The sequence below is a fragment of the Urechidicola sp. KH5 genome (genome assembly GCF_054661455.1).
Genome location: NZ_BAAFSW010000003.1, coordinates 509,978 through 521,625, shown reverse-complemented (window position 1 = coordinate 521,625; position 11,648 = coordinate 509,978). Strand labels below are relative to the sequence as shown.

General features: G+C 33.0%; 10 protein-coding genes. 7 read left to right on the top strand and 3 right to left on the bottom strand.

Annotation, left to right across the window (positions count from 1 at the left end):
- Positions 1 to 164: 164 nt before the first annotated feature.
- The 7 genes from cysS (at position 165) to pepE (ending at position 8,378) form a co-directional block, all read left to right on the top strand.
- Positions 165 to 1,643 (top strand): cysteine--tRNA ligase, encoded by a 1,479-nt coding sequence (cysS, locus tag ACYQ5R_RS10855; RefSeq protein ID WP_460190965.1) that lies wholly within the window; start codon positions 165 to 167, stop codon positions 1,641 to 1,643.
- Complete coding sequence (gene yidD, locus ACYQ5R_RS10850; protein ID WP_460190964.1) at positions 1,644 to 1,895, top strand: membrane protein insertion efficiency factor YidD; 252 nt, start codon at positions 1,644 to 1,646, stop codon at positions 1,893 to 1,895. It begins immediately after the preceding gene.
- A gap of 46 nt (positions 1,896 to 1,941) precedes the next feature.
- Entirely contained in the window at positions 1,942 to 2,895 is a 954-nt protein-coding gene (gene lgt, locus ACYQ5R_RS10845) for a prolipoprotein diacylglyceryl transferase (protein ID WP_460190963.1), read from the top strand.
- Between the two features lie 135 nt (positions 2,896 to 3,030).
- Positions 3,031 to 5,859, top strand: a complete 2,829-nt coding sequence (locus tag ACYQ5R_RS10840; protein ID WP_460190962.1) for a TonB-dependent receptor — start codon at positions 3,031 to 3,033, stop codon at positions 5,857 to 5,859.
- Positions 5,860 to 5,878: 19 nt separating this feature from the next.
- Positions 5,879 to 6,661: a hypothetical protein gene (locus tag ACYQ5R_RS10835; protein ID WP_460190961.1), complete on the top strand. Its 783-nt coding sequence runs from the start codon at positions 5,879 to 5,881 to the stop codon at positions 6,659 to 6,661.
- 28 nt (positions 6,662 to 6,689) lie between these two features.
- Positions 6,690 to 7,571: a hypothetical protein gene (locus ACYQ5R_RS10830; RefSeq protein ID WP_460190960.1), complete on the top strand. Its 882-nt coding sequence runs from the start codon at positions 6,690 to 6,692 to the stop codon at positions 7,569 to 7,571.
- Between the two features lie 87 nt (positions 7,572 to 7,658).
- Positions 7,659 to 8,378: a dipeptidase PepE gene (pepE, locus tag ACYQ5R_RS10825; RefSeq protein WP_460190959.1), complete on the top strand. Its 720-nt coding sequence runs from the start codon at positions 7,659 to 7,661 to the stop codon at positions 8,376 to 8,378.
- Here the strand turns inward: pepE and ACYQ5R_RS10820 are convergent.
- From ACYQ5R_RS10820 to ACYQ5R_RS10810, 3 genes are read right to left on the bottom strand one after another with little or no spacing between them, the layout of a single operon-like run.
- Entirely contained in the window at positions 8,370 to 9,047 is a 678-nt protein-coding gene (locus ACYQ5R_RS10820) for a hypothetical protein (protein ID WP_460190958.1), read from the bottom strand. The two genes, pepE and ACYQ5R_RS10820, sit on opposite strands and share 9 nt — an antisense overlap.
- 31 nt (positions 9,048 to 9,078) lie before the next feature.
- Positions 9,079 to 10,206: a 3,4-dihydroxy-2-butanone-4-phosphate synthase gene (gene ribB / locus ACYQ5R_RS10815; protein WP_460190957.1), complete on the bottom strand. Its 1,128-nt coding sequence runs from the start codon at positions 10,204 to 10,206 to the stop codon at positions 9,079 to 9,081.
- Positions 10,203 to 11,648 (bottom strand): LptF/LptG family permease, encoded by a 1,446-nt coding sequence (locus tag ACYQ5R_RS10810; RefSeq protein ID WP_460190956.1) that lies wholly within the window; start codon positions 11,646 to 11,648, stop codon positions 10,203 to 10,205. The genes ribB and ACYQ5R_RS10810 overlap by 4 nt, the downstream gene beginning before the upstream one ends.

Here is an 11,648-nt window from a genome sequence, read left to right as displayed (position 1 = left end):
GTTAGTAAGATTCTATTTTTATAAACGAAAATAGTTAAAAATAGAAAATGGTCATGATATAATATTTTTAGGGTTAAGAATTCCTCTATTTATACTGTATTTTTTAGGAACTTCTTTAGAAAAATGTTAGTATTTTTACGGCTGTTTTTAATAGTAATAAACGTATGGAGCTTTACGAAAATCAAGAATTAAAAGTTTATAATTCTCTAACAAAATCTAAAGAACTTTTTACACCAATAAACAAAGGTATGGTTGGTATGTATGTTTGTGGTCCAACAGTCTACAGCAATGTACATCTTGGTAATGTGCGTACGTTTATGTCTTTTGACATGATTTTTAGATATCTCAAACATTTAGGCTATAAAGTGAGATATGTTAGAAACATTACGGATGCTGGTCATTTAACCGATGATGATGCCGAAGATAAGATATCAACTAAAGCTCGTTTAGAGAAACTTGAGCCTATGGAAATTGTTCAAAAATACACGGTTGATTTCCATAATATTTTGAACGAGTTTAATTTATTACCTCCGAGTATTGAGCCAACCGCTACGGGTCACATAGTTGAACAAATTGAAGCAATAAAAGATTTAGTTGCTAAAGGAATTGCCTATGAATATAGGGGATCTGTATATTTTGATGTAAAGAAATACAATGAGCAAGGTGGAGATTATGGAGTGTTATCTAAGCGAAATCTTGATGACATAGTAACAAATACGAGAGCTCTTGATGGTCAAGATGAAAAGAAGAACCCTCAAGATTTTGCTTTGTGGAAAAAAGCAAATCCGGAACATATTATGCGCTGGCCATCACCTTGGGGAGTTGGTTTCCCCGGATGGCATCTTGAATGTACTGTTATGAGTACAAAATACCTTGGTGAAAAATTTGATATTCATGGCGGAGGTATGGATTTGAAATTTCCACACCACGAGTGTGAAATAGCCCAAGCAAAAGGATGTTGTGGAGAAGACCCGGTTAATTATTGGTTGCATGCAAATATGTTGACTTTAAATGGACAGAAAATGTCAAAGTCAACCGGAAATAGCATTTTACCTGGGGAGATTATTTCTGGTAATAATGAAATCTTAGGTAAGCCGTTTAGTGCAAGTGTAGTGCGCTTTTTTGTAATGCAGGCACATTACAGAAGTATTTTAGACTTTTCTAGCGAAGCCCTTGAAGCTTCAGAAAAGGGGTATAATAAATTGATGCAAGCAATTGCAGATTTAGATAAAATCGTTGCATGCGATGAAAGTTCATTTAATGTTCAAGAGTGGCAAGCAAAATGTTATGCCGCTATGAATGATGATTTTAATACACCAATATTAATTGCTCATATATTTGAAGCTGTTAAATATATCAATCAATTAAAAGATCAAAAGACAACTATTTCAAAGGATGATTTAGAATTGCTGAAGTGTACTGTTAACGCTTTTGTTTTTGATGTGTTAGGAATAAAATCTACTGTAGATAATTCTCAGAATCAACAAGTTTTAGTAGGTGTTATAGAGATGTTAATTGAAATGCGTAAAACGGCTCGTGAAAATAAAGATTGGGCGATGTCTGATAAGATTAGAGATCAACTTGCCGAGCTGGGTGTTCAATTAAAGGATGGTAAAGATGGAACTACATTTTCAGTAAACTAAATGGAAAAGATAACTAAAATACTTGCTTTACCTTTTATAGGTTTGGTTAGATTTTATCAATATGCTATATCACCCTATACACCTGCTGCATGCAGGTATCGTCCTACTTGTTCAAGTTATACTATTGAAGCATTAAAAGTTCATGGTGTATTTAAAGGCTCCTGGTTGGCAATTAAAAGAATTATAAGTTGTCACCCTTGGAGTAAAGGAGGCTATGATCCAGTACCTGATAAAAAGAATAAGACTTCTTAATTACTTTTAAAAGTAATACTATATTTACCAAAACTAAAATCTTACTATGTTACAATTAGCTGTAAACTGGAATCCTTCTCCAGAGTTATTTTCAATCGGTTCATTTTCAATTCGCTATTACGGATTAATGTTTGTAATTGCCTTTGTTTTAGGAATTCAAATAATGAAGAGAATTTATAAAAATGAAAATGTTCCTGTTGAATATGTTGACTCTTTATTTATGTATACTGTTGTTGCTACATTATTAGGAGCGAGGTTAGGAGATGTTTTCTTTTATAGTTGGGATCATTATCAAAATAATTTGATTGAAATTTTACTGCCAATTAAAGCAGCTGAAGGAGGTTCGTTATTTGGAGTTATAGATGGTTATAGATTTGTTGGTTTTGCTGGTTTAGCAAGTCATGGTGCTGCTATTGGAATTGTATTGGCAATGATTTTGTACAGAAGAAAGTACAATTACAAAAGTTTACTTTGGATTTTAGATCGGGTAGTAATTGCTGTTGCATCAGGAGCCATATTTATTAGACTAGGTAATTTGATGAATTCAGAGATTGTTGGAAAGGTAACTAATTCTGATTTTGGATTTCGATTTATTCGAGATCATTACAGTAAATCTGAAGCACTCTTTAAAACTGGGACCAACGATTACGAACGAGCTTATACCTTAATAGAGGAGAGTTCTAGATTTAAGGATCTGTTAGAAGCTGTACCACTGCGTTATCCAACACAATTGTTCGAATCTTTTAGTTATGTATTTGTATTTTTAATTCTGTGGTTTACATACTGGAAAACTGATAAAAAGGAAAAGTCAGGATTTTTATTTGGACTTTTCATGATTTTACTCTGGACGGTTAGGTTTTTTATTGAATTTTTGAAAGAACCACAAGTAGATGGAAGAGAAGACTTATTTATGACTTTAAATACTGGGCAATTGTTGAGTTTACCTATGATTATTGTTGGATTGTATTTCGTGTTTAGGCCTATTAAAACAACTACTTGATATTATGCTGGGTTTGTAGAATATTGATTATTCTTTAAAATAATTAGTTGAACAGGTATTTTTATTGAAGAAAATATACTTAATTTCAATAAAAACGTATATTTGTTAATTAACTAATTTAAACAAAAAATAATTATGAAAAACAAACTTTACTTTTTCACCATGTTGCTTTTTGTTTCCTTTTCAACACTGGCCCAGAGCTATGAGGTTAGTGGTGTGGTTACAGATAGTGATAATGAACCTTTGCCGGCCGTTTCGGTTTTGATAAAGGGGACTACAAATGGTACTTCTACTGACTTTGAAGGAAACTACTCTTTAGAGGTTTCTCAAGGAGACGTTTTAGTATTTTCATTTGTTGGTTACTCAGATCAGGAAATTACTATGGATGGTGCAACAACACTTAATGTAGTAATGGAGGAAGGAGTTGCTTTAGACGAAGTAGTGATTGTTGGTTCAAGAAATGCCAACCGCTCCGCTGTAGACACCCCAGTTCCTGTAGATATTATAGATATCTCTGAGTTGAAAGCGTCGAGTCCGCAGGTTAATTTAAATCAAATTTTAAATTACGTGGCCCCATCATTTTCTTCTAACACACAAACAATTTCTGATGGAACAGATCATATCGACCCAGCGTCGTTAAGAGGATTAGGACCAGATCAAGTTTTAGTATTGATTAATGGAAAGAGAAGGCATACCAGCTCATTAGTGAATGTTAATGGTACTTTTGGTAGAGGGTCTGTTGGTACAGATTTAAATGCAATTCCAACAGCAGCTATTGAAGATGTTCAAATTCTTAGAGATGGTGCATCAGCTCAGTATGGTTCTGATGCAATTGCAGGTGTAATAAACATTGTATTGAAAAAGAATGTAAATCAATTATCTATCGGTGCTACTGTAGGCGCTAATTTTTCAGAAAACGCAAATGATTTTAAAGGAGGTGTTGATGGAGAATCAGTTAATATAAATGCCAACTATGGTGTGGGCCTTGGTGATAAAGGTGGATACATCAATTTTACAGGAGATTTTGATATAAGAAATCCTACTAGTAGAATGCAAAGTTTTAATGGGATGATTTTCCATGGATATAACGCTATTGAAAGAATAGCATTTAATAGTGGAGAGGATCCTTCAAATTTAAGTTTTGAACAAATTAAATTTTTCGCTCAAGAAGTTGAGCATTTTACACCAGAATTAAAGTCAGCTATTGATGATGCAGCTAATCAACAAGCAATTGTAGACTTACTTTCTAATGAAAGCGGTCCTATTGATTTTACCGAGGCTGAGCTTTCAGCAAGAGGGCAAACAAGAGAAGACTATAATATGAGAGTTGGTCAATCTGAACTGCGTTCAGGTAGATTTTTTGCAAATATGTTGTTGCCATTGGATGATAATGGAACTGAGTTTTATTCTTTTGCTGGTATGAGTTACAGAAAAGGTAATGCTGCAGGATTTTATAGATTGCCTCATCAGTCTCGTTCTTATTCAGCAATTAACTTAAACGGATTCTTGCCAAATATTAATTCAGATATAAAAGATAAGTCTGTTGCAGTTGGTATTAGAGGACAATTAGGAGAATGGTCCACAGACTTTAGTAATACTTGGGGTAAGAATAGTTTTGACTTTACTGTTTCGGAGTCATTTAATGCCTCTCAAGGTAGAGCTTCTGATACAGAATTTAATTCAGGAGGATTTGCTTTTACTCAAAACACCACAAATTTAGATGTAAGTAGATATTTTGAAGATAAATTAGAAGGTGTAAACGTTGCCTTTGGTGCTGAATATAGATTAGAAAATTATGCTATTAACGCAGGTGAAGAGGCGTCATACACCAATTATGATTCTGAACCTGATTTCTTTGGAAGATCTTATCCTGGTGGAGCGCAAGTGTTCCCGGGCTTTAGACCAGATAATGAAAAAGATGAATCTAGAAACTCAGTTGCCGGTTATTTAGATGTTGAGGCAAATATTACTGAAGATTTATTAGTAACAGGTGCATTGCGATTTGAAAATTATAGTGATTTTGGATCAACTTTTAATTACAAGGTATCTTCTCGTTGGAAGTTAACTGATAACTTCAATTTGAGAGGAGCAGTAAGTACAGGTTTTAGAGCTCCATCTTTACATCAATTGTATTACAATGCTACTGCTACACAGTTTGATGATAATGGAGTGCCACAAGAAGTTGGTACGTTCTCAAACGATAGTAGAGTTGCAAAAGAATTAGGAATTCCTGAATTAAAAGAAGAAGAATCTTTTAGTACAAGTTTAGGGTTTACTGCAGTAATACCAAATGCAAATCTTAGAATCTCTGTAGATGGTTATTTTATTGCAATCGAAGATCGTGTAACTTTAACAGATACTTTTATAGCAACAACGCCAGAACTTGAAGAGGCGTTTGAAAGAGCAGGTGCAAGTAGAGCAGCTTTCTTTGCAAATGCAATTGATACAGAATCTAAGGGTATTGATATTGTAGTTAGTCATAAGGCTGAAGGAGATAATGTAAGTGTAAGAAATGATCTTGCAGCAACATTCTCTCAAACTAGACAGGTTGATGATATTCATGCATCGCAGATTTTAGCAGATGGTGATCAATTAGATAGATATTTCAGTGAATCTTCAAGAATTTATCTTGAAGAAGCAGTGCCAAGAACTAAAATTAACTTATCTCATTTAGTATCTTTTGATGAGTGGAATATTTTCTTACGTAATGTATACTTTGGAGAAGTAACGAGTACTACACAGCAAGTATTCAATCCTAAGATTATTACAGATTTGTCAGTTGGTTATAATTTCACGGATTATATGACTGCAACAGTTGGTGCTAATAATTTATTAGATGTATATCCAGATGAAAATTTCCCTGGAAATAATAGTAGTGGTCGCTTTGTATATTCTCGTAGAGCGCAACAGTTTGGAACTAATGGTAGATTCCTTTTTGCTAGATTAACATTTAATTTAAATTAAAATGAAAAAAAATAAGAATATGAAAAAATTAAGATTTATACCATTGTTCTTAATGGCGATTGCGTTAATCACAACGTCTTGTGCCATTGACGACGATGACCCAGTTGTTGGACGTGAAATAATTACTAAAACAGTAAGTTTGGTAGATACAGCACCTATAGTTGTTTCTCAAAGTGTAACTCCTTATAATTTACCGGTAACAACTGACACCGCTTTTGGTACAGATGCATTAGTTGAATATGATATGGGAGCCATTCAAGGATCTGGTATTATTGAAGCTAGTGATTCTCAAGGAGATTTAATGATAGATGTCTCTGAACCTGGCACCTACGAATTAAGTCTTACAAATGTTTCTGTTTTGAATAAACCAGATTATGTAGATGTAGTGATTGGTGATAATAATAAGGTTACAGTTGTTGTAGTACCTTATGAAATTCCTGGTGGTGATCCCAATGCATTACAAGTTTATATGACTTGGAATAATATGGATGTAAATGATTTAGATTTATGGGTTTTAGATGATGCTCTAACTACGGTGTTCGAAACGAGTCAATCTATTACTCCAGTAGAAGATATATCATTTTCTAATTCATATCCAGATGGTATGTATAGTATTCTGGTAAGAGATTGGGCATCAGCGGATGCAGAAGTTAATGTTACCATGGTAGTGATACATCCAGATGGTACTATAGAAGCGTTTTTGGATCATATTGATGCAGGTACAGACTTTAACTATTTTGTTAAATTTGATAAGGTTGGTAGTACATATACATTAACTCAAGTACCGGCTGAACCAATATAATTGCTAATACAAATTTTAAAGAAAACATATGAAAACTATAAATAATTTTAACTATATTTTTTTACTGGCATTGTTGGTTTTTGCTGTATCTTGTTCGGAAGATGATGAAGTTGCAGTAGCGCCTCTTTCTAGTAATATTCAAATGATTGTACAACCATTTGTTTCGATTTCTGGCGATATTATAGGAGAAGAAGGAGAAAATACTGCCGTTTTTAACTTAGGTTTTAAATTAAATGAAGATGCAACTAGCTATTATGGTAGTGATATTATTATTCACTATGATGGTCAGGAGTATCTGATGCATGTTGAAGATGATGATGATGATTCGGATAATGATAATGAAGTCATTATTGGTGCAACTCCTATTGATTTTGTAATTGATCTTCCAGGAGATAATATTCCTTATAATGGTGCCACTATTGTAAGTGAAATAGAATTTGATTCTCGATATGAAATTGAGGTTGTAAATAGACCAAATGATTTGGTTGTTTTAAAACAAGGGGCTCTTGAAGTTAGTGCAACTGTATATGGCCAATTACCGCCAGTAACAGAAGGACAAATTAATTTTTTATTTGATTGGAATCCTAATGATGATGCAGGTAATGATTTAGATTTATTCTTGAGAAATTCACTGGGTATATCAGTTGATAGTTCATTATCGGTTTCCAATTATGAAGACGTTTCTTTAATGGATTCTGATCCAGATGATACGTATGAGATTTCTGCAGATCCTTGGTCTACTATTGGAGGGACTATTGATGGAATTTTGTTTGCTATGCATCCAGATGGTACATTAGAGGTTTTTGAAATGGATTTGACAGGTATTGCATCGCCAACACTTTTAGTAACAGTTGACAAAATGACTGATGCTGGAACGGGTGAAGTTACGTATACTGTAACTCAAGATTAATTTCAATTAGTTAAAAATATAAGCCCACCGATAGGTGGGCTTTTTCATTTATACATATATCTTTACCCTTAAATTAAATAATGAAGAATGTCTAAAAGAGTTATTATAGCTAGTACTTCAACGTTGCATCAACAGTCTTATTTAGAGTATTTATTACCAAAATTGGAACAACTATTTAAGGGTGTTAATGAATTGATTTTTGTGCCGTATGCGCGTCCTGGTGGGATTTCATATGATGACTATACAAAAGTTATTACAACGGCTTTTAAATCAATTAAAATTGATGTTAAGGGAATTCATGAATTTGATAACAGAAGAGAGGCTATAAAGAATGCTCAAGCTATTTTTGTCGGTGGCGGTAATTCATTTGAATTGGTAAATCAATTATATAGAACTGGGCTTTTAGAAGAAATTAAAAATGTTGTTGAAAGTGGAATTCCTTATTTAGGTACCAGTGCTGGATCTAATATCACAGGTTTAAGTATTAAGACTACTAATGACATGCCTATTGTTTATCCTCCTAGTTTTGATACCATGGGATTGATAAATTTTAATATAAATCCGCATTATTTAGATTCAGATCCAACTTCAACTCATATGGGAGAAACTCGAGAGATTAGAATTAAAGAGTTTCATAAATATAATGATGAGCCAGTATTAGGATTAAGGGAAGGTAGTTGGCTTGAGTTATTTGACGAAGAATTATTTTTAAGAGGTAATTTAACTGCCAGATTGTTTGAAAAAGATAAAGAACCGAGAGAGTTAAAAACAAATTCGGATATTAGTTTTATAAACGAATTAATTTAATATGAGAATTTGTTCGATTATTCGGGCCTCTTGTGTGTTTTTAAAAGTATGATCTATTTGCGCATAAAGTTCTTGAGCCTCATGCATGGAAACACGTTCGTTTTTTAATAAATCATGCAATATCATAATAGAAACAAACGAACTTTCATTTGTCTTAATATAAGTAATGGAATGTTCTAGCTGTCTAGTTTCTATGTTTTTGATAGCATTATTAATTTCTAAAATTTTGTCTGAATCATTTGCTAATCTAGCGCGTTGTATTTCTGGGAAGAATGCATCTATTTGAGCATTAATATGTCTAGATTCATTTTTATATTTGATTAGAGCATTGTTATAAAGATCATTATTAATGAGTACTTCTAGTGGGTTAAAATTATTTATAAAAACTTGAAGCGTATCTTTTGAGGCTATAAATACGTTTAAATCATTACTATTCCCTATCCCAAAGCGAGTAAAAGATGTATTAGGAAAATTAATAGAACTAAACTTACTATTTAGATTTATTGAGTCTATAACTTTTACATAAGGCACTAAACGGTAAAGATATATCCATTCATTGTTTAATATCTCAGAATGAATTTCTAAAGTACACAAATCGTCTTTTATTGATTTGTTCTTTTGAGGAGATTCGGTACAGCCTGTAAAGTCAAACAAAATGATGATAATCAAACATTTTATTTTAAGCCACCGCATACCCAATTTAATAGTTTATATATTCAACCACTTCTAATCCGTAACCTGTCATACCGACACGTCTACTCAAGGTTTTAGCATTTGTTAAGACACGTAATTTTGAAACTCCAATATCGTGCAATATTTGCGCACCAATACCATAATCTTTTTTATCCATTTGTTTTGGTTTGGCTTGTTCATCAGATTTAATTTTATTCAGATGCTTCATAAAGTTCATTTTTTGATTGTCTTGATTTATAAATACAATTACGCCGGCATCTTCAGTATTTATTTTATTAAAAATTCGTTTGAACTTTTCTTCTGAGTTTTGCGTTAATACGCCTAAAGCATTATTAATTAAGGTAGAGTTTACTTTAACCGTGACAGGGTCGTTAGGTTTCCAACTTCCTTTGGTTAATGCAATGTGAACTTGATTGTTGTTGGTTTGTCTATAAGCTCTTAATCTAAAATCACCAAAACGAGTTTTTGTTTGAAAGTCTTCAATTTTTTCGATTAACGAATCGTGTTGCATACGGTAAGCAACTAAATCTTCAATTGAAATTAATTTTAAATCAAATTTTTTGGCAACATTAACCAACTGAGGTAAACGAGCCATTGTTCCATCTTCATTTAATATTTCAACCAAAATTCCTGCCGGCTTAAACCCTGCTAGTCGTGCCAAATCAACTGCGGCTTCAGTATGGCCAGTTCTTCTTAAAACACCACCATTACGAGCCCTTAGAGGAAAAATATGACCAGGACGACCCAAATCGAATCCTTTGGTATTTGGATCTACTAGTGCTTGAATAGTTTTAGATCTATCGTGAGCAGAAATTCCTGTAGTACATCCATGACCGATTAAATCAACTGAAACTGTAAATTGTGTATGGTGCATAACAGTATTATTCTGTACCATCATTTCTAGATCAAGTTCTTTACGTCTATCTTCTGTTATAGGGGCACAAATTAAACCTCTACCATGTGTTGCCATAAAGTTGATCATTTCTGGAGTAACCATTTCTGCAGCGGCAATAAAATCCCCTTCATTTTCTCTATCTTCATCGTCAACAACAATTACGACTTCACCATTTTTAATTGCTGCAATAGCATCTTCAATCTTATTTAGTTGTATCCCTTTTTCTACTGCCGATTTCATATATCCTTTTTCTTTTTACTTAATTGTTTCGTTTTGGCGGCTATTCCACTTATAAAAGTCTTAAAGTTAAATATGCCTTTATCTCTTGCTGCTCTTCTTGTTAAAAGGATTCCAAAAGGTAATAAAATTAGCGTGGCTAACCAGCCACCCAGAGCTGCAGAAACTGCACTTTCCTCTGCTAAATTCTTACCTATTGTAGAGAGAACATGATAGATGACAAAAATAATAATTGCTAAAACCATAGGCAAACCGAAGCCTCCTTTTCTAATAATAGAACCAAGGGGAGCGCCAATAAAGAATAGCACCAAGCACGCCAATGCAAAAGCAAGTCTATAGTGGTATTCCATATCAAACAAATTTAGAAATTTCCTTTTCGACTTAAATTGAGTACGAGTTCTGCCTAAACTAGTAATTTCTCGATCAATATTGTTTATAGCATTTTCATAAACCAAAGCACGATCTCTTATTTCGAAATTCTCAAGAATTTCAGGATTCAATTTTTCACTATGCACACTATCTGTAGCTGGTTTTAATTCTTTAATTTGAGAGCCTCTAAGAATTGAAACGTTCCTACTAATAAGGTATTTATCATATTCAATTTTAGTAGTATCAGAATGTTGTTGTAATTGTTTTAAACTCAGCATTTGAGGGTGAGTTTTAAGTTTTGTATCCTCAATACCATCATTACCAAAAGCTGAAACATCTATGTTAATACTGTAGATATCAAATGTAGCTTTAGACCCAGGCATTTTAATTCTAGTAGCCTTTTTATCTTTTTTGGTGCTGTGTTCCTCAAAATAATTTCCGTCAAATAAATTAAAAGTGAGGTATTTACTGCCTTCTTCTGTAAATATTTCCCCTCGTTTAGCTGTAATTACCTTTATTTTTCCTTGATTATCGCTTATATCAGAAATTTGAACTTTATGAAGCAAATTCTGATTCTCCCCATATTTTTCTTCGAAATAAATAACATATCCCGGAATTGCTGTATTAAATGTACCCGGAATTAAGGCCAAAGCAGGTTGTTTCTTTTTTACATTAAGATACATGTTCTTTTGCTTAAGCGTAGCGTGTGGATAGACGTAGTTTAAAAATAAAAAGTTAATACTACTTAAAAGAAAGGCTAGTATAACTAATGGTAGCATAAATCTTCTAAGTGAGATACCAGCAGATTTCATTGCTGCAAACTCGTAGTTTTCAGATAAGTTACCAACAGCCATGATAGATGACAATAAAATACCAATTGGCATTGCCATAGGCACCACTGTTAATGCCAAATATCCTATGAACTTTAGCACAAAGCCCATATCTACACCTTTACCAGCAAGTTCATCAAAACCTCCCCAAAGTGCAACCATTATCAATACAAATAGTATGACAAAAAATGTAGCGAAAAAAGGTTTTAAAAAACTCTTTATGATATAAATATCAAGTTTTTTCAA